This window comes from Mesorhizobium sp. U510, assembly GCF_059180695.1.
Window position 1 is genome coordinate 1,304,103 of record NZ_CP180532.1, and the last position, 24,109, is coordinate 1,328,211.

Consider the following 24,109-nt stretch of genomic DNA (forward strand, 5'->3'; position numbering starts at 1 on the left):
CTGCAAGTCGCGCAATGCTGTGCTTCTGTTTCGATTGGGAGGAGAATTCCATGCCGCTTGCGATGAACCGTGAGGTCTTCATTACCTGTGCCGTGACCGGATCCGGCGGTTCGCAGGATCGCTCTCCGCATGTGCCGCGTTCGCCAAAGCAGATCGCCGATTCGGCCATCGACGCGGCCAAGGCCGGTGCGGCAATCGTCCACTGCCATGTCCGCGACCCTGAGACCGGCAAACCCAGGCGCGATGTGCATCTCTACCGCGAAGTGACCGAGCGCATCCGCGACGCGAATGTCGACGTGGTGCTCAACCTCACCGCCGGCATGGGCGGCGACATGGTGTTCGGCTCGCCGGAAGCGCCGCTTCCGCTCAACGAAAAGGGCACCGACATGGGCGGCGCCACCAACCGCATGGAACATGTGCGCCAGTGCCTGCCGGAAATCTGCACGCTCGACTGCGGTACCATGAACTTCGCCGAAGCCGACTATGTCATGACCAATACGCCCGGCATGCTGCGCGCCATGGGCGGCATGATGACGGCGCTCGGCGTCAAGCCGGAGATCGAGGCTTTCGACACCGGCCACCTCTGGTTCGCCAAGCAACTGGTCGAGGAAAAGGTGCTTAACCCCGATGCGTTGGTGCAGCTCTGCATGGGCGTGCCGTGGGGCGCGCCCGACGATCTCAACACCTTCATGGCAATGGTCAACAATGTGCCGTCGACCTGGAATTGGTCGGCCTTCGCCATCGGCCGTAACCAGATGGCCTATGCCGCCGCGGCCGTGCTCGCCGGCGGCAACGTCCGCGTCGGTCTGGAAGACAATCTCTGGCTCGACAAGGGCGTGCTGGCCACCAACGCGCAGCTGGTCGAGCGCGCCGCCAGCATCGTCACCAATCTCGGCGCCCGGATCTTGGGGCCGGAGGAAGTGCGCAAGAAGCTCAACCTGACCAAGCGGGCGCCGATCGCAGCCGCGGCGTAAAACGGGGTCTGATCATGGCTACCGTCAAGTTCACCGCGATGAAGGATGGCGACAGGGACGATTACGAGTTCCTGACCGCCCATGAAATCGACTATGCCGCCAAAACCGGCGAGCGGCTGCTCGACGCGCTGGTCCAGCTCGACGAGGGGCTGTCCGGCTACAAGATCACCCGGCTCGGCCATTCGCTGCAGGCGGCGACGCGCGCCTGGCGCGACGGCGCCGACACCGACTGGATCGCCTGCGCGCTGCTGCATGATATCGGCGACATCTACGCGCCCTACAATCACGACGAATACGCCGCTTCGATCCTGAAGCCCTTCGTGCGCGAGCAATGCACCTGGGTGGTGGAAAAGCACGGTGACTTCCAGCGGCTCTACTACGCCCATCATCTCGGCGGCAACCGCCATGCGCGCGATCGCTTTGCCGGCCACGCCTATTTCGACGATTGCGACCAGTTTTGCGAGCGCTGGGACCAGTCGAGCTTCGATCCCGATTACGAGACGCTGCCGATCGACTTCTTCCGACCCTTCGTGCTCGAGGTCTTTGCCCGCAAGGCTTACGACCCCGCCGTGATCCGCGCCGGCGAGCGCGTGCCTCTCGTCGATCCCGAAACAGCCAGGACAAGAACCGGAGCTTCCGCATGAGCATCATCAACAAGGCGGCCGCCATTGGCGGCGGTGTCATCGGCGCCGGCTGGGTGGCGCGGTTGCTGCTCAACGGTATCGACGTGTCGATCTTCGATCCCGATCCCGAAGCCTCGCGCAAGGTCTCGGAAGTGATGAAGGGCGCGCGCCGCGCCTACAAGCAGATGGTGCCCGGCGGCTTGCCGAAAGAGGGCAAGCTCACCTTCGCCAAGACCATTGCCGAGGCGGTCGCCGATGCCGATTTCATCCAGGAAAGCGTGCCGGAGCGTCTCGATCTCAAGCACAAGGTGCTGGCCGAGATCGACGCCCATGCGCCGGCCAACGCGATTGTCGGCTCCTCGACCTCCGGCATCAAGCCGACCGACATGCAGGTGGCGATGAAGAAGCACCCGGAGCGGCTGGTCGTCGGCCATCCGTTCAACCCGGTCTATCTCCTGCCGTTGGTCGAAATCGTCGGCGGCGAGCAGACCTTTCCCGAGGCCATCGAGGTCGCCAAGGAGATCTATGCCTCGATCGGCATGAAGCCTGTCGTCATCCGCAAGGAGATCGAGGCCTTCGTCGGCGACCGCCTGCTGGAAGCAGCCTGGCGCGAGGCGCTGTGGCTGATCAAGGACGGCATCTGCACGGTCGAGGAACTCGACGACATCATGCGCTACGGTTTCGGCCTGCGCTGGGCGCAGATGGGCATGTTCCAGGTCTACCGCGTCGCCGGCGGCGAGGCCGGCATGCGCCACTTCATGGCGCAGTTCGGGCCGTGCCTGAAATGGCCGTGGACCAAGCTGATGGACGTGCCGGAATTCAACGACGAGCTGGTCGACCTGATCGCCACCCAGTCGGACGACCAGGCGCATGGCCTGTCGATCCGCGAGCTGGAAAAGATCCGCGACGACAATCTTGTCGCGATCATGGATGCGCTGTCGAAGCAGAACAAGGGCAAGGGCTGGGGCGCCGGCGCGCTGCATAAGGATTATACGAAGCAGCTGGCCAAGCTGGCGGCGAAGAAGCCGACGGCTTCCACGGCCGCCGAGAAGGCCAAGGCCTCCAAGCCGGTGAAGAAGGCGGAGAAGCCGAAGAAAAAGAAGAAGGGCTGAGGCCATGGATTTCGGTCTTTCGGAGGAACAAAAACTCATCGTCGAGACGACGCGCGCCTTCGTCGAGAACGAGCTTTATCCGCATGAGCGCGAGGTCGAGCGCACCGGCGTGCTGCGCCGCGAGCTGATCGAGGAGATCAAGGCCAAGGCGATCGAGGCCGGGCTCTATGCCGCCAACATGCCGGCGGACGTCGGCGGCGCGGGTCTCGATACGGTGACCTGGCTGCTCTACGAAAAGGAACTCGGCCGCGCCAATTATGCGCTGCACTGGACCTGCGTCGCGCGGCCTTCCAACATCCTCCTGGCCGGCACCCCCGAGCAGCGCGAAAAATATCTGTTTCCTTGCATCCGTGGCGAGAAATGGGACTGCCTGGCGATGACCGAGCCTGGCGCCGGCTCCGATTTGCGCGGCATGAAGGCGTCAGCCGTGCAGGACGGCGATGACTGGGTGCTCAACGGCACCAAGCATTTTATCTCTCACGCCGATCTCGCTGATTTCGCCATCGTCTTCATGGCGTCCGGCGAAGAGGATTCGCCGCGTGGCAAGCGCAAGAAGATCACCGCCTTCTTTGTCGACAAGGGCACCAAGGGTTTCACGGTGCGCGATGGCTACCGCAACGTCTCCCACCGCGGCTACACCAACGCCATCCTCGAATTCGACGATTGCCGGCTGCCGGCAAGCCAGGTTCTCGGCGAAGTGCACAAGGGCTTCGATGTTGCCAATTCCTGGCTGGGCGCCACGCGCCTGCAGGTTGGCGCCACCTGTCTCGGCCGCGCCGAGCGGGCGCTCGGCCATGCGGTGGAGTATGCCGCGCAGCGCCAGCAATTCGGCCAGCAGATCGGCAAGTTCCAAGGCGTGTCGTTCAAGCTCGCCGACATGGCGACCGAATTGAAGGCCGCCGACCTCATGGTCTTCGAAGCCGGCTGGAAGTACGATCAAGGCACCGTCACCGACCAGGACATGGCCATGGCCAAGCTGAAGGCCACCGAAATGCTCGCATACGTTGCCGACGAGGCGATCCAGATCCATGGCGGCATGGGGCTGATGGACGACCTGCCGCTGGAACGCATCTGGCGCGACGCTCGCGTCGAACGCATCTGGGAGGGCACGTCGGAGATTCAGCGACATATTATTTCGCGGGCGCTGCTGCGTCCGTTCGGTGCTTAGAGCATGATCGTCCAAAGCCGAGATTCGGTTTTGTCGGGCAAACGAGATCGTTTGTCCTGAGATGCTCAAACGAAAAGATGACCATGCATAAACTCGAACGTCTCCTGCGCCCGAAATCGATCGCCGTCTTCGGTGGCGTGCAGGCCGCCGCCGTCGTCGCGCAATCGATCAAGATGGGTTTTGCCGGCGAGATCTGGCCGGTGCACCCGACCAAGGACGAGGTTGCCGGACGTAAGGCCTACCGGTCCGTCGCCGATCTGCCCGGCGCGCCGGATGCCGCCTTTGTCGGAGTCAACCGGCATCTGACCATCGAGGTCGTCAAGGCGCTGGCCGAACGCGGCGCCGGCGGCGCCGTCTGCTTTGCCGCCGGCTTCCTCGAGACCGAAGCCTATGACGATGACGGCGAGCGGCTGCAGGCCGAATTGGTCGCGGCCGCTGGCGAGATGCCGATCATCGGGCCGAATTGCTACGGCCTGATCAACTATGCCGACGGCGCGCTTTTGTGGCCTGACCAGCATGGCGGCATCCGGCTGGAGGAGGGCGGCAAGGGTGTCGCCATCATCACCCAGTCCTCCAACATCGCCATCAACATGACGATGCAGAAGCGCGGCCTGCCGATCGCCTTCCTGATGACCGCCGGCAACCAGGCGCAGACCGGCCTCTCCGAAATGGCGCTCGGCCTGATCGAGGATGAGCGGGTGACATCGCTCGGCCTGCACATCGAGGCCTTCGATTCGGTAGCCGGCTTCGAGCGGCTGGCGGCGCGCGCACGCGAACTGAAAAAGCCTATCATCGCCATGAAGGTCGGCCGCTCCGAACAGGCGCGGCAGGCGACCGTTTCGCACACCGCCTCACTGGCCGGCTCGGACGCGGCCTCGGGTGCCTTCCTGAGGCGGCTCGGCATTGCGCGCGTCGATTCCATCCCCGCCTTCATCGAGGCGCTGAAGCTGCTGCACATCACCGGGCCGCTGCCCGGCTACAGGCTGTCGTCGATGAGCTGTTCGGGCGGCGAGGCCTCCGTCATGGCCGACAGCGCCGAAGGCCGCTGGGTCAATTTCCCGGTTCTGACCGAGAGCCATCGCGCCCATGTCAAGTCGACGCTCGGGCCGCTGGTCGCGGTCGCCAATCCGTTGGACTATCACACCTTCATCTGGAACAACGAGCCGGCGATGACCGCCACCTTCACCGCCATGGTGTCGGGCGGTTTCGACCTCAACATGCTGGTGCTCGACTTTCCGCGCCCCGACCGCTGTTCGGTCACCGACTGGTGGGCGACGCTGCGCGCCTTCGAATCGGCGCTGAAGACCAACAGGGCGCATGGCGCGATCGTCTCCTCGCTGCCGGAGAACCTGCCCGAGGAATACACCGCCGAACTGATGGCGCGCGGCATGGTGCCCTTGTTCGGCATTTCCGAGGCCATGGATGCCGCAGGTGCAGCGGCCTTCATCGGCTGGGCATGGGCTGAACCGCAGGCGCAGCCGGTCGACACATCCGCTGCAGGTGCTGCCGGCGGTGAGCATGTCACGCCAGACGAAGCCGAAGCCAAGGCGCGGCTGATCAAGGCCGGGCTTCCGGTGCCCAAGGGCGAGCGCGCCGGCAATGCGGTCGAGGCGGTGATCTCCTCGATGGCGCTCGGCTTTCCCGTGGCGCTGAAGGCGCTGGGCGTCACCCATAAATCCGAGGTCGGCGCCGTCCGGCTCAATCTCAAGGACGCCGAATCCGTCAGCACGGCGGCGCATGATCTGCTGCCGCTCGGCACCGGCCTCTATGTCGAGCGCATGGTGCGCGACGGCGTCGCCGAACTGATCGTCGGCTTCACCAGGGATCCGATGTTCGGCGCTGTCATGACACTGGGCACTGGCGGCGTGCTGGTCGAATTGCTGCGCGACAGCGTCACGCTGATGCTGCCGGCGACCCGCGACGACATCGAGGCGGCTTTGCGCGGCCTGAAGCTGTTCCCGCTGCTCGAAGGCTATCGCGGCCGGCCGAAGGCCGATGTCGCGGCCGCCATCGACGCCATCGCGGGCATTGCCGGCTTCGTGCAGAAGAATGCCGGCGAGATCGAGGAACTCGACATCAACCCGCTGATCGTCTGCGTCGAGGGCAAGGGTGCCTGGATCGCCGACGCGCTGCTGGTGCTGGGAGAGAACAAGAATGTCTGACGTCATTTCGACGCGCCGCGAAGGCTCTATCCTCGAGGTCACGCTCGACCGGCCCAAGGCCAACGCCATCGACCTGAAGACTTCGCGGCTGATGGGGCAAACCTTCAAGGCGTTCCGCGACGATCCGGAACTGCGCGTCGCCATCGTCAAGACAGCCGGCGACAAGTTCTTCTGCGCCGGCTGGGACCTGAAGGCCGCCGCCGGCGGCGACGCGGTCGACGGCGACTATGGCGTCGGCGGCTTTGCCGGCCTGCAGGAATTGCGCGACTTGAACAAGCCGGTCATCGCTTGCGTCAACGGCATGGCGGTGGGTGGCGGCTTCGAACTGGCGCTGTCCTGTGACCTCATCTACGCCTCTGACCACTCCTCTTTCGCGCTGCCCGAAATCCGTGCCGGCACGCTGGCCGACGCGGCGACAATCAAGCTGCCGAAGCGCATTCCCTATCATGTCGCCATGGACCTTCTGCTCACCGGCCGCTGGATGGATGTCACTGAGGCGCATCGCTGGGGCCTGGTCAACGAAGTGCTGCCCAAGGAAAAGCTCGAGGACCGCGTCTGGGAGATCGCCCGCCTGCTCGCCAGCGGCCCGCCGCTGGTCTTCGCCGCGATCAAGGAGACCGCGCGCGTGGCCGAAGCGCTGACCTTCCAGGACGCCATGAACAAGGTAACGCGCCGCCAGTTGGCGACGGTCGATGCGCTGTATGGGTCGGAAGACAATATGGAAGGTTTCCGCGCCTTCGCCGAAAAGCGCGATCCGGTGTGGAAGGGGAAGTGACTCCGCGGAGATGACAGCGCGAAGCACCCCCCTCTGCCCTGCCGGGCATCTCCCCCGCAAGGGGGGAGATCGGATGTTATCTCTGCTTTCTCCAATGACCAGCGCCGCAAGAAAAGCGCCGCGATCAAAGTTGCTAATCTCCCCCCTTGCGGGGGAGATGTCCGGCAGGACAGAGGGGGGTGACTGGGCTCGACCTTTGCAGTCGGCGTGTCCAGCATGACCGATTACACAAAACTCATCGACGCAGAGACCTGGGCCTTCATCGAGCGGACCAATTCCTACTATCCGCCCGATACGATCGACTACACGATCGCGCAGCAGCGCGAGATCTATGACCGTATGTGCCGGGAATTCTTTGCTGGCTATCCCCAGGGCGTGACGGTCGAAACCTCGGCCATTGCAACACCAACGCACAATATCCCGATCCGCACCTACCGAAGCGCCCCGCAACCGGCGGCGACAGTGCTCTACATCCATGGCGGCGGCTTCATCCTTGGCGGGCTGGACAGCCATGACGACGTCTGCGCCGAGCTCTGCGCCCGCACTGGCTACGAAATTGTCTCCGTCGATTACCGGCTGGCGCCGGAGCATCTGCATCCGGCCGCCTTTGACGACTCCATGAGCGCTTTCGCATGGGCTGCCTCCACCCACGACCGACCCATCCTGCTTTGCGGCGACAGCGCCGGCGGCAATCTCTGCGCCGCCACTGCGCACGCAACGCGCGGCCATGCGAAACGGCCGGCAGGCCAGGTGCTGATCTATCCCGGCCTCGGCGGCGACCGCTCGAAGGGTTCGTATGTGACACATGCCGAAGCGCCGATGCTGACCATGCGCGATCTCGAATTCTACAAGCATATCCGCACCGGCGGGCAGGATCGCAGCGGCGATGCCACACTGGCGCCGCTTGCCGACACCGACTTCGCCAAGCTGCCGCCGACCGTGCTGGTCACCGCGCAGTGCGATCCGCTGTCTTCGGACGGCGAGGCCTATCGTGACCGCATCGTCGCGGCAGGCGGGCGGGCCACCTGGTTCGAGGAACCGGGTCTGGTGCACGGCTATCTCAGGGCCCGGCACACGGTCGGGCGCGCCCGCGAAAGTTTCACGCGGATCGTCGACGCGGTCGCCGCCCTTGGACGAGCCGCCTGGCTCTGGTAAGCGGTTTCCCGTCTCACCACGGGCCATGGTAACGTCGTTTCACGCCACCGAGCGTCCCGCCGCTCGGCCGGCGCTGCGGCCGGAGAAGATGCAGCCGCCAAGGAACGTGCCTTCCAGTGCGGCATAGCCGTGCACGCCGCCGCCGCCGAAGCCGGCCGCTTCGCCCACCGCATAGAGCCCGGGTACTGGTTGGCCATCGGCGCCCAGCACGCGGCTGTCGAGATCGGTCTGCAGGCCGCCCAGCGTCTTGCGGGTCAGGATGTTGAGACGCACCGCGATCATCGGGCCGTTTGCCGGATCGAGCATCTTGTGCGGCTTGGCTGTACGGATGAGCTTGTCGCCGAGATAGGCGCGGGCGCCGCGCAGCGCGGTGATCTGCATGTCCTTGGAGAACGGATTGTCGAGTTGGCGATCGCGGGCTCGGATCTCGCGTTCCACCTGGGCGACGTCGAGCAGCGGCTCGCCGCCGGCCAGCGCGTTCATGCGCGTCACCAGCTTCGAAACGTCGGCCTCGACGATGAAATCCTCGCCCTTCTCCATGAACGCTTTCACCGGACCCGGAATGCCCGACGTCGCGCGGCCGAGCACCTGGCGCCAGCTCTTGCCGGTGAGGTCGGGATTTTGCTCGGAGCCCGACAGCGCGAACTCCTTCTGGATGATCTTCCTGGTCAGGATAAACCAGGAATAGTCGAAGCCGGTGCTCATGATGTGGCTGAGCGTGCCCAGCGTGTCGAAACCGGGATAGAGCGGCACCGGCAGGCGCTTGCCGCGCGCGTCGAGCCAGAGCGAGGACGGGCCGGGCAGGATGCGGATCGCATGGTCGGTCCAGATCGGCGCCCAGTTTCTTATGCCCTCGACATAGTGCCACATGCGGTCGCGGTTGATGATCATGCCGCCGGCCGCTTCGGTGATCGCCAGCATGCGGCCGTCGACATGGTCAGGCACGCCGGTGATCATGCGCTTGGGCGCCGTTCCCAGCCGCTTCGGCCAGTTTTCCCGCACCAGCTGGTGGTTGGCGCCGATGCCGCCGGAGGCGACGACCACCGCTTGCGCGTGAAGCTCGAAATCGCCCGATATGTCGCGCGAGCTCTTGTGGCCGCGCTCGACGGTGCTGGGTTCCAGGATGTCGCCGCGCACACCGGTCACGACAGCGCCAGTGCGCGTCAGTTCGTTGACCCGGTGGCGGAACTTGAAGCTGACCAATCCGCGCTTCTGCGCCTCGCGCACGCGCTGGACAAAGGGCTCGAGAACACCGGGGCCGGTGCCCCAGGTGATGTGGAAGCGCGGCACTGAATTGCCGTGGCCGATGGCATTGCCGCCGCCGCGCTCGGCCCAGCCGACGACGGGAAAGAATTTCAGGCCGCGCTGCAGCAGCCAGGAGCGTTTCTCGCCGGCGGCGAAACCGACATAGGCTTCCGCCCATTTGCGCGGCCAGAAATCCTCCGGCCGGTCGAAAGCGGCGGTGCCCATCCAGTCCTCGAGCGCCAGATCATGCGAATCGCGGATGCGCATGCGCCGCTGCTCGGGCGAATCGACGAGGAAGAGCCCGCCGAACGACCAGAACGCCTGTCCGCCCAGCGACTGCTCCGGCTCCTGGTCGACGATGATGATCTTCTTGCCGGCCTCGGCGAGTTCGGCGGCGGCAACCAGCCCGGCAAGGCCGCCGCCGACAATGATAACGTCCGCATCGTCAGCCATCTTTCCTCCCAGAATTAGCCGGCTAGCGCAATTCCAGGAAAAGTGTGAGGCGGTTTTCCATCCAGAATTGCGTCAAAGTAAATGTCAGACGGCCTCCCAGCCATCCTTGCCGCCGGCGCGGAAGATAGCGTCGATGACCTTCTGGTTGAGCACGGATTCCTCCAGCGTGAAGACACGCTCCTTGCCGCCCTGTGCGGCACGCGCGAAAGTCTCGACCTCCAGCCGGTACTGCTGCGTGCCGGGAAAGCGGAACACTTGCGCTTCGGTATGGTTCTGGTTGTGCAACTCGACGCGGTGATGGTCGTAGAGCCCGGCATTGAAGGGCGAGAAGACCTCGATGAAGCCCTTCTCGCCGTGGAACACCATCACCTGGCGCGCCGCCATCTGCGTCGACAGATAGAAGGACAGTTCGAAATCGCCGAAATCGGCGCGGATCGAGGAGTAGATGTCGGTGCCGAATTTCTTGTCGCGCTCGATCGTTGCCTGCACACGGCTAGGCTCCTTGCCGGTCGAAAACCGCGTCGACACGGTCGGGTAGACGCCGATGTCGGGCAATGCGCCGCCGCCGAGGTCGAGCTGGTTGCGCATATTGCTGGGGTCGACATTGTAATAGGAGAACGCGCCCTGCACATGGCGCAGCCGGCCGATGGCGCCGCTGGCGATGAGGTCGCGCACCTTGATCCATTGCGGGTGGTAAATGACCATGAAGGCTTCGCAGACCAGCACCTTCTTGGCATCGCGCAGCTTGATCAGCGGCGGGATATCCTTGGCGTCCAGCGCCAGAGGCTTCTCGACCAGCACATGTTTTCCCGCCTCGATGGCCTTGGCCGTCCATTCGACATGCTGCGAGGTCGGCAGCGGGATATAGACGCCGTCAATATCCTTGGAGGCCAGCAGTTCCTCGTACGATCCGAACGCATGGCGCGCGCCGAACCGCTCGGCCAGGGCCTTGGCTTTCGACAGGTCGCGGCTGGCGATCGCCGCCAGCACGCCGTTCTCCGCCTCGACGATTGCCGGCAACAACTGCTCGCGGCCAATCTTGGCCGTCGACAACACACCCCATCGGAACATCACGCTTCTCCATGTCGGTTACATCAGGCGAGGTTTGCCCGAAATCGACGGAAAAGCCAATGACCGAGGCTGACCCCTGGCTCAGCCCCGCTTCCCCGTCAGCGTCATGTCGAAGTCGACGACGTTGGAATAGAGCGGCGTGCCGACATCCATGCCGTAGCGCGACCGCAGCACCTTGCCGGTGACATGGAATTTGATCGTGCCGCCCTTCAACCCATTGAGCTCGGCGGTGAATTTTTCCGCAAACGTCTTGCCGCGCGCCGTCAGCCTGCCGGTGACAAGGGCTGACGTGTCGCCGGTGCGGGTCACGCTGGTCGAGCGGAACTGGATTTCCGGGCTGTTGGCCGCATCGAACACCGCGTCGGAGCGCAGGAAGGCATCGATGCGGCTCTGGCCGGTGCCGACGCTTTCCGGATAGATGGTAAGGTCGACCTTCGAGCGCCCGACATCGCCATTGTCGATGCGGATCGTGCCCTTGAAGCGGGCGAAGGCGCCGTCGAAGCCGCCGCCGCCGGCCTTGCCTATGGTGAAACGGATGTTGGAGCCTGCCGGGCTGATCGTGTAGCTGCCGGCGGCGTCGCTCAATGCCACCGCCGCGGCTGCGGGCACGGCAAGGCATGCGGCAAAAGCCGCGAATCCAAGGATGCGCGCATGCATGGGATTGTTCCTTTCTTGGAGGCAACGCTTGTTTGCGTCCTCACCTCACAAACGCGCGTGCCGCCCGCTCTATTCCCCACCTGACGAAGGTGTGATCATACGCGTGAGCACGCTGTCGCGCAGCAGGAAGTGATGGCGCAGGGCGGCTGCGACATGCAGCGCGACGAGCGCGATGCCCAGATAGGCGAGATACCAGTGCGCGGCTGCCCAGAAGCTTTCGGCGGCATCGGATTCGGCGAGCGGCAGATTGGGCATAACGAACAGGTTGAACGGCATGGTCGGGATTTCCAGCGTCGACACCGAAACCAGCGCCCAGCCGGACAAGGGCAAGGCGATCTGGAAGGCATAGAGCGCCAGATGCGCGAGCGGCGCCGTACGCCGTTCGAGCGCGCCGACCGAAGCCGGCAGAGGCGGCGTCGCATTGCCAAGCCGCCACGCGATGCGCAGGATGATGAGGCCAAGCAGCAGAAAGCCCAGCGATTTGTGCAGCTGGATCAGCTCGAAAGCGGTACGCTGGCTGGTCAGCCGCACCATGATGAAGCCGAGGGCGAACTGGCCGATGAAAATGATGCCGATCAGCCAGTGAAGAAGGATCGTCGCCCAGCCGTAGCGGGTCGCGGTGTTGGTGATCGACTGCATTGTGTGTGAACGACGCTGGACAGAACTTTCTTCCAACGCCCCTCACCCTCCCTACAAGGTGGAAGGGTAAGCTAACCGCTCACCTTGAAGAAATCCACAAATGCCCTGAGCGCCGGGCGCATCTGCCGGCGGCTGGGGTAATAGACAAAGAACCCGTCGAAGGGTGGGCACCAGTCCTCCAGCACGCGGATCAGCCTTCCGTCGGCGAGCGGGGCATGCACATAAGTCTCAAAGACGAAGGCGAGCCCGGCGCCGTCGATCGCGGCTTGCGCGATCAGATGGTCCTCGTCGAGGATCAGCGGCCCCTGCGCGGCGATCTCCATCTCCTCGCCGTCCTTTTCGAATTCCCAGCGGTAGAGAATGCCGCTGGAGAAGCGGAAGCGGATGCAGCGATGAACGGCAAGGTCGCGCGGATGATGCGGCCTCGGCATGGCCGCGAAATAGGATGGCGCGCCGACCACCGCGCCGCGCATGTCCGGCCCGATGCGCACCGCGATCATGTCGCGCTGCAGGCTCTCGCCGAGCCGCACGCCGGCGTCGAAACCACCTTCCACCACATCGGTGAAACGATCCTCGATGAGTATCTCCAGCACGATATCGGGATAGGCCGCGGCAAAGGCGCCGAGCCGTGGCGTCAGCACCAGATGCGCCGCCGTGCGCGGCACGCTGAGCCGCAGATTCCCGGCCGGCCGGTCGCGCGCCTCGAGTGCCGTCTCCAGCGCCAGGTCGATTTCGGAAAGGGCAGGACGTAACCGCTCCAGCAATTGCGCACCCTCTTCCGTCGGCGCGACGCTGCGGGTGCTGCGCGCCAGGAGCCGCACGCCGAGCCGTGCCTCCAGACTGGACACGGCATGGCTGACCGCTGACGGTGCGATGGCCAATTCCCTGGCCGCGCCGCGAAAGCTGCCACATTGGGCGACGGTCGCAAGCACGGCCAGTTGGGAGAGATGCGCTCGGTTCATTGATCTATTTCTTGGAACAGCCCGTGCAAATGAGAGACGATTATCGAACACAAAGCAAGGCGCTATCTCCTCACGCATGTCGCCCAAAAGTGCGCAGCGGTTTTGGGACAACGACATGCACAAAACAAAACTTAAAGCGCGTTGTCGACGCGCTTTAAGCATCACAACAAGGAGACGCGTGATGCAAACCCGCAAGCTGGGAACTGAATTGAACGTTTATCCCGTCGGCCTCGGCTGCATGGGCATGAGCTTTGCCTATGGCGGTCAGCCGGAGGGCGAGGCGATCGCCACGCTGCACCGCGCCGTCGAGATCGGCGTCAACTTCTTCGACACGGCGGAAGTCTATGGCCCCTACGAGAACGAGATCCTGCTCGGCAAGGCACTGAAGTCGGTTCGCGACAAGGTGACTATCGCCACCAAGTTCGGCTTCAAGATTCTGGAGGAAGGCACCGGCCTCGACCGCATGGCCGGCGTCGACGGCCGCCCCGAGCACGTCAAGGCGGTGGCCGAGGCCTCGCTGAAGCGGTTGGGTACCGATGTCATCGACCTCTATTACCAGCACCGTGTCGACCCCAACGTGCCGATCGAGGATACCGTCGGTGCCATGGCCGAACTGGTGCGCGAGGGCAAGGTGCGCGCGCTCGGCCTGTCGGAGGCAAGTGCGGCGACCATCCGCCGTGCGCATGCCGTGCACCCGATAGCGGCCGTGCAGAGCGAATATTCGCTGTGGACCCGTGACCCGGAAGAGGATGTGTTCGCCGTCTGCCGCGAACTCGGCATCGGCTTCGTTCCCTACAGCCCGCTCGGCCGTGGCCTTTTGACCGGCACCATCGCCAGGCCGGAAACGCTAGACGATGGCGACTGGCGCCGGACCTTGCCGCGCTTCCAGGCCGAGGCCATGGAAGCCAATGCCAAGGTTATCGCCACGCTGGAAAAAATGGCGGCGGAAAAGGGCGTAACCTCGGCGCAGCTGGCGCTCGCCTGGGTGCTGCACCAGGGCGATTTCATCGTGCCGATCCCGGGTGCACGGAAAATCCGCCATCTGGAGCAGAACACTGCGGCGGCGGAGATCGAACTGAGTGCAGCCGAGGTCGCGGCGATCGGCGATGCGCTGTCGCCGGACAAGGTGGTCGGCAAGCGCTACACGGAGGAGTTGCTGGCGCTTGTGAATGGGTGAGCAGCGGTCAGCGGAAGAAGGGGCGCTTCGGCGCCTCTTTTTGCAGCGTTGAGAATGGGAGCCGTCGGCGGGACAGCGCCCCCCTCTGTCCTGCCTCCGCGTCCTACCACGGCACCACCTCAATCTCCGGCCAGCACTCCCGCGCCCGCTTGCCCTTCGCCTCATGCGTGCGCCGGTTATCCATCACTCGGTTTGGCGTGATGCGGAACGAAAAGACATCGTCGAGCCCGAATGGCGCCACCAGATCGAGCTGCCCGTGGGCATCGAACCGCACCCCGACCGCATGCGTCTTCGAGGCGAAATGGCTGATGGGTTCGCGGGAACTCGTATAGCGCGGGCAGGGCTGCCCGAATTTCTGCGGATACCAAAGATGCACCCGCGCCTGGTTGCGCACCTCGACCGGCAGCGCCAGCTCTTCGAAATGCCGCGCTGCCTGGCGGATGACATCGTCCTCGGCCTCATAGGACAGGTCGCTGTCGTCGAAATAGAACAGGTCGACATCCTTGATGCCGTAACCTGATGGCTTGCCCGTCAAATGATTCCAGACGCTGTTGTAAAGTGCGCCGGAGACGACCAGCCAGTCCGGCAGCTCAAGCGTGCGGGCACGTACCAGTGCTTCACGGACGAGCGAGTCCCCCGACACGATCTCGAGAAACGCCCCTCGCTGTGCTTCGAACGGCAGCCCGGAATAGCGCAGATGGTCCATCGCCCTTTGGAGGACGATTCGCCATCTGCCTGCAAGGCGTAGTTCCGGCGCAATTCCTGTAGGAAAACCGCTACGCACTTTTCCCGAAATTGCTTCAGCCGCGCAGCACGCCGCCCGTCTGTTTGCCGACATTCTCGACGATGCGCTTGGCCAGCGCCTCGAAATCCTCGTCGGTCAGCGTCTTCTCGACCGGCTGGATCGACACTTCGATGGCGATCGATTTCTTGTCAGCGCCGAGCGACGCGCCTTCGAAAATGTCGAAGACCGAGACGGCTGTGATCAGCTTCTTGTCGGCGGCAAGTGCGGCGCGCATCAGCGTACCGGCCTCGATCGCTTTGTCGACGACGAAGGCGAAGTCGCGCTTCACCGCCTGGAAGGCCGAGAGCTCCAGCTTCGGCTTGGTCTTCGTCGGCTTGGCCTTCGGCTCCGGCACGGCGTCGACGAACACTTCGAAGCCGCAGAGTGGGCCGGAAACATCGAGCCCTTCCATCGTCTTGGGATGGAATTCGCCGAACGTGCCGAGCACGGTCTTCGGCCCGAGCTTGATCGTGCCGGACCGGCCGGGATGGTACCAGGCCGGACCGCCCGCCTCGATCTGCAGCCGTTCGACGGGCGCGCCGCAGGCCTCGAGCGCCGCAATCGCATCGGCCTTGGCATCGAACACGCCGACCGGACCGGAATTGCCGGCCCAGCTGCGGCCGGAGCCGTCGAGTTTGGCCGTGCCGCGGCGCACGCCGGCGGCCACGCGCCGCTGCTGGTCGGCGCCGTCGCCCTCATAGGTGCCCGAGACCTCGAACAGCGCGACGTCGCCAATGCCCTTGTCGGCATTGCGCTGCGCGGCGGCGATCAGCCCCGGCAGCAGCGACGGCCGCATGTCGGACATGTCGGCGGCGATCGGGTTCGCAAGCTTCAGCGCCGTCTGGCCGCCGCCGAACAACTCGGCATGCTTGGCCGGAATGAACGACCATGTGACGGCTTCCATCATGCCGCGCACGGCAAGCGCGCGCTTGGCTGTGCGGGTGCGGATCTGCAGCGTGGTCAGGATCTTCGAATTGACTGCGTCATGAGCGCCGAGCGGCTGCGGGGCGATGTTGTCGACGCCGTGGATGCGCATCACTTCCTCGACCAGATCGGCCTTGCCATCGACATCGGGACGCCAGGACGGCACCGCCACATCGACGACATCGCCCGAACCCTGCGGCTTGAAGCCGAGTCGTGACAGGATGTCGAGGCTTTCCGCCTTGGGCACCTCGATGCCGGTCAGCCGCGTCACTTCCGACAGCGGAAGGGAGACGATCTTGGGCTTGTGGCCGGCATAGCCGACGACCTCGGTCTCGGCCGGCTCACCGCCGCAGAGATCGAGCACCAGCCTCGTCGCCAGCTCGACGCCGGGGACCATGAATTCAGGGTCGACGCCGCGCTCGAAACGGTAGCGCGCATCGGTGATGATGCCGAGCGTGCGGCCGGTGCGGGCGGTGGTGATCGGATCCCAAAGCGCGGATTCGATGAGCACGTCGGTCGTGTACTCGTCGCAGCCGGAATGCTCGCCGCCCATCACGCCGGCGATCGATTCGACGCCGTTGTTGTCCGCGATGGCGCACATGTCTGATGTCAGCGTGTATTCGCGACCGTCGAGCGCCATCACCTTCTCGCCGTCCCTGGCGCGGCGCACGACAAGGTTGCCGGCGACCTTCATGGCGTCGAACACATGCAGCGGCCGGCCGCGATCGAAGGTGACATAGTTGGTGATGTCGACCAGTGCACTGATTGGCCTGAGGCCAATGGCGATCAGCCTCTGCTGCAGCCATTTCGGTGACGGGCCGTTCTTGACGCCCTTCACCAACCGTAAGGCGAAGCCCGGGCAAAGCTCCGGCGCTTCGATCACCACCTTGACCGGCGTCTCGCCCTTCCCGGCAATCTTTTCGACTGCACCACTTTTCAGTGTGCCGAGCCCGCTTGCCGCCAGATCCCTGGCAATGCCGTAGACACTGGTGGCATCCGGCCGGTTCGGCGTCAGATTAATCTCGATGACCGGATCGTCGAGATGGGCGTAGGACGCAAAGCTGGTGCCGACCGGCGCGTCGGCCGGCAGGTCGATGATGCCATTGTGCTCGTCGGACAGTTCCAGCTCGCGCTCCGAACACATCATGCCGTGGCTTTCGACGCCCCGGATCTTTCCGACTGTCAGCGTCACGTCGATGCCGGGCACATAGGTGCCGGGCGCTGCGAAAGCGCCGATCAGGCCGGCGCGAGCATTCGGCGCGCCGCAGACAACCTGGACGGGGGGCTTGCCGTCGCCGGTGTCTACGGTCAGCACGCGCAGCCGGTCGGCATCGGGGTGCTGCACCGCCGTCAGCACCTTGGCGATGACGAAGGGTTTCAGGCTCGACTTGTCGTCGACATGCTCGACTTCGAGGCCGATCGACGTCAGCCGCTCGACGATCTCGTCGAGCGAGGCATCGGTCTCGAGGTGATCCTTGAGCCAGGAGAGGGTGAATTTCATGGGGCTGTTCCGTCTGGTCTTTTGACGCTTGATTTCAGATGTCTCGGCAGATCGTCGGACATATGCAGGAAAGGAAGCTGCTCGCTGACATAGGCATGCAGCGTCGGCTTGAGGTCGGCCGGCGCGTCCATGGCGCCGAGCATGAAGTAGATGTCGTCTTCCAGCCGCTCGTCGACATAGGCGATGGGCGAGCCGCAGACGCCGCAAAACGAGCGCGTCACCGGGCCGTTCTCGTACATCTTCAGCGCCTTGCCGGTGAACGCCACCTTGCCGGCCAAAAAGCCGACAAAGGCCGAGACCGGCGCGCCGCTGGCCCGCCGGCAATCGCCGCAATGGCAATAGCTGACGTGATGCGGCTCGGCCGAAGCCTCGAACCGCACGGCGCCGCAGCGGCAGCCGCCGATGTGGAGCGCTGTCATGCGCTCAAGCCGCCGAACAGCGTCGGCATATCGAGCGGCCGGAAACCGTAATGCGACAGCCAGCGGACATCCGCGTCGAAGAAGGCGCGCAGATCCGGCATGCCGTATTTGAGCATGGCGATACGATCGATGCCCATGCCCCAGGCAAAACCCTGATATTCGTCCGGATCGAGCCCGCCGGCGCGCAGCACATTGGGATGCACCATGCCGCAGCCGAGAATCTCCATCCAGTCGGAGCCTTCGCCGAAACGCACTTCGCCGGGCCGCGAGCGGTCGCACTGGATGTCGACCTCGAGGCTTGGCTCGGTGAACGGGAAGAAGGACGGCCGGAAGCGCATCTTGACCGAGGGCACCTCGAAGAACGCCTTGCAGAACTCTTCCAGCACCCACTTCATGTTGGCGACGTTGGCCGTCTTGTCGATCACCAGTCCCTCGACCTGATGGAACATCGGCGAGTGCGTGGCGTCGGAATCCTGCCGGTACGTCTTGCCCGGAATGACGATGCGGATCGGCGGCTTCTGCTTCTCCATGGTGCGGATCTGCACGGGCGAGGTGTGCGTGCGCAACAGCTTGCGCTCGCCCTTTTCGTCCGGCTGGAAGAAGAAGGTGTCGTGCATCTCGCGCGCCGGATGTCCCTCAGGGAAGTTCAGCGCGGTGAAATTGTAATAGTCGGTCTCGATGTCTGGACCTTCTGCGATGGCGAAGCCGAGATCGCCGAAGATCGCCGCGATCTCGTCGATGACCTGGCTGATCGGATGGATGCGGCCGCGCTCGGCCGGCGACTGCCGCACCGGCAGCGTCACGTCGACCTTCTCGGCGGCCAGACGCGCTGCGATCGCCACGTCTTTCAATTCGGCCTTGCGGGCCGTCAGCGCCTCGGTGACGCGGTTCTTGAGGCCGTTGATGACGGGCCCCTTGAGCTGGCGCTCCTCGGCGGTCATGGCGCCAAGCGTTTTCAGCATCTCGGACACGGTGCCCTTCTTGCCGAAGGCGGCGATGCGCACGGCCTCGATGGCCGGCTCGTCAGCGGCCGATGCGATATCGGCCAGCAGTGAATCTTCCAGGGCTTCAAGATTTCCAGCGGTGGCGTTCACAGTGAAGCTCTCTCGATAGGGCGACCGACACCACTTTGGTTCGTCGTCACCATTTTGGTTGCATCAGGGTCAAAAAAGAACCCGCGCCAGCCGTGCCAGCGCGGGTTCCCCAAATCAGAATTGCGAATGCTTGGGAAGCGCTGGTCTTAGGCGACAGCGCTTTCAAAAGCGTTCGGCGTGGTGTTCTTCAGATATTCGAGCGCGACCTTGGCCTTGGCCACGAGCGCGGCGAAAGCCTGCGGCTCATGGATGGCCATGTCGGACAGGATCTTGCGATCGATCTCGATTCCGGCCTTGTTCAAGCCATCGATGAAGCGGCCATAGGTCAGGCCATGCTCGTGGGTCGCGGCATTGATGCGCTGGATCCACAGCGCGCGGAACGAGCGCTTGCGGTTCTTGCGGTCGCGGTAGGCGTACTGCAGCGACTTTTCCACCGCCTGCTTGGCGATGCGGATGGTGTTCTTGCGACGGCCGTAGAAGCCCTTGGCGGCTTTCAGGACCTTCTTGTGCTTGGCGTGCGAGGTGACGCCTCTCTTTACGCGTGCCATGTCATGATCTCCTTAAAAGCAATTCCAGGTGCCTGCGGCTTTCCGTTCGGAATTGCGTAAAACTACTGCGTGTCCGGACCGAATGCCTTAGAGGCCGTTCGGCAGAAAATTCTTGATGACCTTCTTGCCATCCGGTTCAGCCAGAACCATCGTGCCGCGGGCATTTCGAATGAACTTGTTGGAACGCTTGATCATGCCGTGACGCTTGCCGGCCGCAGCCGACAGGACTTTACCCGTACCTGTGATCTTGAACCGCTTCTTGGCGGCCGACTTGGTCTTCATCTTGGGCATTTTGCTACTCCGTATTGTTGGCGCACTATCGCGCTTCTTGTTCGCTCCGGGCCGACCAAAGCCCGAAAAGCAAATGAAACCGCCACGGCATGCCCTGCCGGGCGGTTTTCTTGAACGGCGGTCCTATACGTCAAAGACGGCCTGTGCGCAACACCTGAAGCCGTGCGACGCTGTGTCCCCGCTCAGGGCAGCGTGAACCACACAGGCAGCATGCCCGACTGCTGCGCGCCGTCGATCAGTTCGAAGGCCGGCAGGGCGATCAGGAACACCAGGCCGTCGAGCAGCGTGGTCAACAGCAGGCGTGGCTTGAAGCTGCCGGTGTCGCCCTCCTGGTAGAGGGAAAGCTTCGGGAAGAAACGCGGCACCTTGTCCAGATAGGCCTGATAGGGCGCACCGAGCGCTTCCCTAAGGAATTTCTCCTCGCGCAGGATGACGATGTGGAAGGCGCCGGCGCACAGCAGTGCGAACAGGATGATGCCCGAGAACGAGCCGATTTGTGCGCCGACCCCGGCCGCGGCCACCGTCGAGAACACGTAGAGCGGGTTGCGGGTGATCGAGTAGGGCCCGCCCGTCACCACCTCGGAGGATTTGCGCCCGCCTATATAGAGCGTCGCCCAAAGGCGGCCGACGATGCCGAGGAAAATCAGGAGCACGCCGAACATCTCGATTGTTTCATGCACCGGCGTGTCGGGCGGGAAGGTCGATTGACCGAACAGCAGCGCCAGAAACAGCACCACCACGAGCACGGCAAGCACCAGCCGACGCATCTGCTGGTAATTGCCCAGCCCGTATTTGAGTTCGTTGTCCAAGGGGATATCCGATCGTCGAGGAGCTATTGCATGTCGCCCAAAAGTGGCCCCGGTTTTGGGAGGACGACATGCATAAATACAAAGCCGGCGATCGCAGCTTTAGCCGAGAAACAGGCGTCCCGCCGATCGCCGGGACGCTCTGCAAGACAATTCAGGCGGATTTGGAGCGCTGGTCACGCCTGACTTTATCGTGATCTCAGGTGTTGATATTCAGCACACCTTAGCGTGGCGCCAGAACCATCATCATCTGACGGCCTTCGAGCTTCGGCTCCGCCTCGACCTTGGCGATGGTCGCCACTTCCTCGCGCACCTTGTTCAGAAGCTGCATGCCGAGCTCCATATGCGCCATCTCGCGGCCGCGGAAGCGCAGCGTCAGCTTGACCTTGTCGCCCTCCTCGAAGAAGCGGCGAACCGCCTTCATCTTGGTCTCGTAGTCATGGCTGTCGATGTTCGGGCGCATCTTGATCTCCTTGATCTCGATGACCTTCTGATTCTTGCGCGCCTCGGCCGCCTTCTTCTGGTTGGCGTATTTCAACTTGCCGAGATCGAGGATCTTTACGACGGGCGGCACCGCATTGGGCGATATCTCAACGAGATCGAGCCCCGCCTCTTCGGCGAGCAGCAATGCGTCGTTGATGGAAACATCGCCGCGGTTCTGGCCTTCGGCGTCGATAAGCTGGACCCGGGGAACCCGGATGTCACGGTTGGAGCGCGGCCCATCCTTGGTCGGCGCCGCTGCTTTGAAAGGTCTGCGAATGGTCGTGGTCTCCTTGGCCGTTTCGTTCAGGATTTGTCAGTCTTGATGCGTGGACGCGCCAATGTGGTGAGCGCGCGGGCGGAGTCAATAGCACAGCATTGATAGAAAATCACCCTGATCACCGCCTGCACCAAACAAAGAAACGGCGCGAGCACTTTTCGCCACGCCCGTGGCTGTGCCACAAGAACCCCGAGCCAGAAGAGGGGCCTGAGGAAAAAGCCATGACCGTCACGCCCCCGAGCTTTCTCGATGTCGATGGATCGCGCATCGCGGTGCGCCATAATGCGGGTTCGACGCCCGGTATCGTCTGGCTCGGCGGCTACAAGTCGGACATGCTGGGCACGAAGGCGCAGACCCTGTCGGACTGGGCGGCGAAAGAGGGTCGCGCCTTCCTGCGCCATGACTATTCCGGCCACGGCGAATCCGGCGGCGCCTTTGCCGACGGCACGATTTCGACATGGCTTTCGCAGAGCCTTGCCGTGTTCCGGAAGTTTGCCAGGGGCAATCAGATCCTGGTCGGCTCGTCGATGGGCGCCTGGATCGCGCTGCGCATGGTGCAGGAATTGCGTAAGGCGGGCGACGCAAGCGTCGTCGGCCTGGTGCTGCTGGCACCGGCGCCGGATTTTACCTCCGAGCTGGTCGAGCCCGTGCTGACCAAAGCGCAGAAGCGCGCCCTCGCTGAGAAGGGATTCTTCGCCGAGCCGTCGGACTATTCCACGGAGCCTTACATCTATACCCGCGCTTTGATCGAGGACGGGCGCGCCAACCGGGTGATGACTGGGCCGATCGACACGCATTGCCCGGTCCACATCCTGCAGGGGCTGGCCGATCCGGACGTACCGTCGAGCCACGCTCTGAAGCTGGTCAGCCTGCTGCCGGCCGATGATGTCACGCTGTCGCTGATTCCCGACGGCGATCACCGCCTGTCGCGGCCGCAGGACCTCGACATGCTGGTGCGCGCGGTCGGCGACATGGCCGGGCGGGGCAAGTGACGATGCGCCTTTCCATTCCGATCTCGGCCTTCGTCGCGGCAATCGTCGGCTTTGGCGGTACGCTGGCCATCGTCATTGCCGCCGCCCACGCGGTCGGCGCCACGCAAATTCAGACGGCGAGTTGGGTGACGGCCATTTGCCTGGCCATGGCGATCGAGAGCCTGTGGCTGTCCTGGCGCACGAAAATGCCTGTCATTACCGCTTGGTCGACGCCAGGCCTGGCGCTGATGGCGGCGTCGACGGGCTTTTCGATCGGCGAGGCCGTCGCCGCCTTCATCGCCACCGCCATCCTGTTGATCGCCACCGGCCTGTTCCGGCCGTTGACGCAATTGATCTCCAGGATACCGCCCTCCGTCGCTTCAGGCATGCTCGCCGGCATCGTCGTCACCTTCGCCCTCAATGCGGTCAAGACCGTTCCCGTCGACCCCTGGCTGATCCTGCCGCTGATCGCGGCCTTCTTCTTGATCCGCGTGTTCCACCCGGCGCTGTCGGTGCTGTCGGTGCTGGTCGGCGGCGGTCTCGCCGCATTTCTCACCGGCCGTGTCGGCGGCCTGCCGACACCCGAACTGTCGACGCTGACGCTGATTTCACCTGATTTCACCGCCAAGGCGATGATCGGCCTGGCGCTGCCGCTCTATCTCGTCACCATGGCCTCGCAGAACCTGTCGGGGCTGGCCGTGCTGCGCGCCGCCGGCTACCACCCGGAGCCCGGCCCGTTGATCGGCGTCACCGGCCTGTTTTCGCTGTTGTCGGCGCCATTCGGTGGCTCGACGACGAATCTGGCTGCGATTTCGGCGGCGATCTGCACCGGGCCGGACGTACATCCCGACCCCGCCGAGCGCTGGAAGACCGGCCCGTTTTATGCGGTCGCCTATCTCATCTTCGCGATTTTCGGCGCCTCGCTGGTGGCGATCTTCGCCGTCCTGCCGCAGAGCCTGATCGTGCTGGTGGCGGGCCTGGCGCTGATGGCCTCGCTGGCCAACGCGCTGGCGATCGCGCTGAAGGACGAAGGCGATCGCATGGCCGCCACCGTCACCTTTGTCGTCACCGCTTCGGGGCTGACCCTGTTCGGTGTTGGCGCGGCATTCTGGGGGCTGATCGCCGGGCTGGTCGTGCTTTTCCTCGACAGGCTCAAAAAGCGATAATCATTTCAGACCCTTGTCCGGTTTTGGCGGACATTGTCTTGAATCGCCGTTTTTGCCTTCCCATTTCGATTCCACGCAGCCGGTCTTGGCTGTCTCCAACCGAAGGAATGGGAGAAAATGAACACATCTGCATTGATCCGCCCGGCCTGGACGCCGGCAACCATCGCGTTGATGGTGATCGGCTTCATGGTGTTCTGGCCGCTCGGCTTCGCCATGCTCGCCTACATCATCTGGGGCGACCGGCTCGACGGCTTCAAGCGTGACGTCAACCGTGCGACGGACGGCATCTTCGCCGGCTGCCGCCGCGGTTCCGACAAGGCCGCGCGCTGGGGCAATGGCTCCGCCCGCACCGGCAACGTCGCTTTCGACGACTGGCGCGAAAAGGAGCTTGAGCGCCTCGCCGAGGAGCGGCGCAAGCTCGACGACATGCTGACCGAGTTCGACGACTATGCCCGCGAACTGCGTCGCGCCAAGGATCAGGACGAGTTCGATCGCTTCATGGCGAAGCGCAACAAGTCGACCGCGCCGGCGAAGACCGATCCGAGCACCGGCACGACCCCGACCAAGCGCGGCAAGGGCTCGAACCTGCTTGACGACTGAGGCTTTGCGACGAGCCAAGGTACGATGACGGCGTCGCGCGAGCGGCGCCGTTTCTTTTTTGTTCTAGTCGTT

Annotated in this window: 25 protein-coding genes; 12 read left to right on the plus strand and 13 right to left on the minus strand. The window is 64.0% G+C overall.

Annotated elements, in window-relative coordinates; genetic code table 11:
* Window positions 1-50: 50 nt before the first annotated feature.
* The 7 genes from bcoG (at window position 51) to ACLGL5_RS08435 (ending at window position 7,969) form a co-directional block, all read left to right on the plus strand.
* Entirely contained in the window at window positions 51-974 is a 924-nt protein-coding gene (gene bcoG, locus ACLGL5_RS08405; RefSeq protein ID WP_032933947.1) for a 3-dehydrocarnitine:acetyl-CoA trimethylamine transferase BcoG, read from the plus strand.
* A gap of 14 nt (window positions 975-988) precedes the next feature.
* Window positions 989-1,618 (plus strand): HD domain-containing protein, encoded by a 630-nt coding sequence (locus ACLGL5_RS08410; protein WP_019862641.1) that lies wholly within the window; start codon window positions 989-991, stop codon window positions 1,616-1,618.
* On the plus strand, window positions 1,615-2,709 hold the full coding sequence (locus ACLGL5_RS08415) for a carnitine 3-dehydrogenase (RefSeq protein WP_019862643.1): 1,095 nt from the start codon (window positions 1,615-1,617) through the stop codon (window positions 2,707-2,709). Before ACLGL5_RS08410 ends, ACLGL5_RS08415 begins: the two co-directional genes overlap by 4 nt.
* A gap of 4 nt (window positions 2,710-2,713) precedes the next feature.
* Window positions 2,714-3,877, plus strand: coding sequence for an acyl-CoA dehydrogenase family protein (locus ACLGL5_RS08420; protein WP_019862645.1), 1,164 nt, complete (start codon window positions 2,714-2,716; stop codon window positions 3,875-3,877).
* Between the two features lie 83 nt (window positions 3,878-3,960).
* Window positions 3,961-6,039 (plus strand): acetate--CoA ligase family protein, encoded by a 2,079-nt coding sequence (locus ACLGL5_RS08425; protein WP_069093246.1) that lies wholly within the window; start codon window positions 3,961-3,963, stop codon window positions 6,037-6,039.
* Entirely contained in the window at window positions 6,032-6,814 is a 783-nt protein-coding gene (locus tag ACLGL5_RS08430) for a carnitinyl-CoA dehydratase (RefSeq protein ID WP_064985154.1), read from the plus strand. Before ACLGL5_RS08425 ends, ACLGL5_RS08430 begins: the two co-directional genes overlap by 8 nt.
* Window positions 6,815-7,030: 216 nt before the next feature.
* A complete protein-coding gene (locus ACLGL5_RS08435) occupies window positions 7,031-7,969 on the plus strand; it encodes an alpha/beta hydrolase (RefSeq protein ID WP_069090768.1) in 939 nt (312 codons plus the stop codon).
* A gap of 39 nt (window positions 7,970-8,008) precedes the next feature.
* Here the strand turns inward: ACLGL5_RS08435 and ACLGL5_RS08440 are convergent, their stop codons facing one another.
* The 5 genes from ACLGL5_RS08440 to ACLGL5_RS08460 all read right to left on the minus strand — a co-directional run bounded on the left by ACLGL5_RS08440 (window position 8,009) and on the right by ACLGL5_RS08460 (window position 12,996).
* Window positions 8,009-9,667, minus strand: a complete 1,659-nt coding sequence (locus ACLGL5_RS08440) for an FAD-binding dehydrogenase (RefSeq protein WP_069090769.1) — start codon at window positions 9,665-9,667, stop codon at window positions 8,009-8,011.
* Between the two features lie 84 nt (window positions 9,668-9,751).
* Window positions 9,752-10,738 carry a Gfo/Idh/MocA family protein gene (locus tag ACLGL5_RS08445; RefSeq protein ID WP_064985150.1) on the minus strand — a complete coding sequence of 329 codons (987 nt, stop codon included), beginning with the start codon at window positions 10,736-10,738 and terminating at the stop codon, window positions 9,752-9,754.
* 81 nt (window positions 10,739-10,819) lie between these two features.
* Window positions 10,820-11,395: a YceI family protein gene (locus tag ACLGL5_RS08450; RefSeq protein WP_069090770.1), complete on the minus strand. Its 576-nt coding sequence runs from the start codon at window positions 11,393-11,395 to the stop codon at window positions 10,820-10,822.
* Between the two features lie 69 nt (window positions 11,396-11,464).
* The gene (locus ACLGL5_RS08455; RefSeq protein ID WP_069090771.1) at window positions 11,465-12,034 is read right to left on the minus strand and encodes a cytochrome b; all 570 of its coding nucleotides are present in this window, start codon (window positions 12,032-12,034) and stop codon (window positions 11,465-11,467) included.
* Between the two features lie 71 nt (window positions 12,035-12,105).
* Entirely contained in the window at window positions 12,106-12,996 is an 891-nt protein-coding gene (locus ACLGL5_RS08460) for a LysR family transcriptional regulator (RefSeq protein WP_069090772.1), read from the minus strand.
* Window positions 12,997-13,177: 181 nt separating this feature from the next.
* On the opposite strand from ACLGL5_RS08460, the gene ACLGL5_RS08465 reads away from it, so the two are divergent.
* Window positions 13,178-14,173, plus strand: a complete 996-nt coding sequence (locus tag ACLGL5_RS08465; RefSeq protein WP_069090773.1) for an aldo/keto reductase — start codon at window positions 13,178-13,180, stop codon at window positions 14,171-14,173.
* A 103-nt stretch (window positions 14,174-14,276) separates the two neighbouring features.
* Here ACLGL5_RS08465 and ACLGL5_RS08470 read toward each other — a convergent pair whose 3' ends face one another.
* The 7 genes from ACLGL5_RS08470 to ACLGL5_RS08500 all read right to left on the minus strand — a co-directional run bounded on the left by ACLGL5_RS08470 (window position 14,277) and on the right by ACLGL5_RS08500 (window position 20,543).
* Window positions 14,277-14,879 (minus strand): nucleotidyltransferase family protein, encoded by a 603-nt coding sequence (locus ACLGL5_RS08470; protein ID WP_038651482.1) that lies wholly within the window; start codon window positions 14,877-14,879, stop codon window positions 14,277-14,279.
* A 94-nt stretch (window positions 14,880-14,973) separates the two neighbouring features.
* Entirely contained in the window at window positions 14,974-17,382 is a 2,409-nt protein-coding gene (gene pheT, locus ACLGL5_RS08475; protein ID WP_069090774.1) for a phenylalanine--tRNA ligase subunit beta, read from the minus strand.
* Window positions 17,379-17,801, minus strand: coding sequence for a GFA family protein (locus tag ACLGL5_RS08480; RefSeq protein ID WP_069090775.1), 423 nt, complete (start codon window positions 17,799-17,801; stop codon window positions 17,379-17,381). The genes pheT and ACLGL5_RS08480 overlap by 4 nt, the downstream gene beginning before the upstream one ends.
* Window positions 17,798-18,895, minus strand: a complete 1,098-nt coding sequence (gene pheS / locus ACLGL5_RS08485) for a phenylalanine--tRNA ligase subunit alpha (protein WP_019862658.1) — start codon at window positions 18,893-18,895, stop codon at window positions 17,798-17,800. The genes ACLGL5_RS08480 and pheS overlap by 4 nt, the downstream gene beginning before the upstream one ends.
* Window positions 18,896-19,041: 146 nt before the next feature.
* The gene (gene rplT, locus ACLGL5_RS08490; protein WP_006201247.1) at window positions 19,042-19,443 is read right to left on the minus strand and encodes a 50S ribosomal protein L20; all 402 of its coding nucleotides are present in this window, start codon (window positions 19,441-19,443) and stop codon (window positions 19,042-19,044) included.
* Between the two features lie 87 nt (window positions 19,444-19,530).
* Window positions 19,531-19,734 (minus strand): 50S ribosomal protein L35, encoded by a 204-nt coding sequence (gene rpmI, locus ACLGL5_RS08495; RefSeq protein WP_006201248.1) that lies wholly within the window; start codon window positions 19,732-19,734, stop codon window positions 19,531-19,533.
* 182 nt (window positions 19,735-19,916) lie between these two features.
* Complete coding sequence (locus tag ACLGL5_RS08500) at window positions 19,917-20,543, minus strand: methyltransferase family protein (RefSeq protein ID WP_019862659.1); 627 nt, start codon at window positions 20,541-20,543, stop codon at window positions 19,917-19,919.
* A gap of 68 nt (window positions 20,544-20,611) precedes the next feature.
* Here ACLGL5_RS08500 and ACLGL5_RS08505 point away from each other — a divergent pair, with 68 nt between their 5' ends.
* The gene (locus ACLGL5_RS08505) at window positions 20,612-20,737 is read left to right on the plus strand and encodes a hypothetical protein (RefSeq protein ID WP_274609686.1); all 126 of its coding nucleotides are present in this window, start codon (window positions 20,612-20,614) and stop codon (window positions 20,735-20,737) included.
* Window positions 20,738-20,763: 26 nt separating this feature from the next.
* Here the strand turns inward: ACLGL5_RS08505 and infC are convergent, their stop codons facing one another.
* Window positions 20,764-21,300 (minus strand): translation initiation factor IF-3, encoded by a 537-nt coding sequence (gene infC / locus ACLGL5_RS08510; protein ID WP_010912915.1) that lies wholly within the window; start codon window positions 21,298-21,300, stop codon window positions 20,764-20,766.
* Window positions 21,301-21,521: 221 nt separating this feature from the next.
* Between infC and ACLGL5_RS08515 the strand changes: the two genes are divergently transcribed.
* From ACLGL5_RS08515 to ACLGL5_RS08525, 3 genes are all read left to right on the plus strand, one after another.
* On the plus strand, window positions 21,522-22,292 hold the full coding sequence (locus ACLGL5_RS08515) for an alpha/beta hydrolase (RefSeq protein ID WP_069090776.1): 771 nt from the start codon (window positions 21,522-21,524) through the stop codon (window positions 22,290-22,292).
* Window positions 22,293-22,294: 2 nt separating this feature from the next.
* On the plus strand, window positions 22,295-23,437 hold the full coding sequence (locus ACLGL5_RS08520; RefSeq protein WP_081296163.1) for a benzoate/H(+) symporter BenE family transporter: 1,143 nt from the start codon (window positions 22,295-22,297) through the stop codon (window positions 23,435-23,437).
* A gap of 117 nt (window positions 23,438-23,554) precedes the next feature.
* Window positions 23,555-24,037: a DUF2852 domain-containing protein gene (locus tag ACLGL5_RS08525; RefSeq protein WP_027047647.1), complete on the plus strand. Its 483-nt coding sequence runs from the start codon at window positions 23,555-23,557 to the stop codon at window positions 24,035-24,037.
* The last annotated feature ends 72 nt before the right edge of the window (window positions 24,038-24,109 follow it).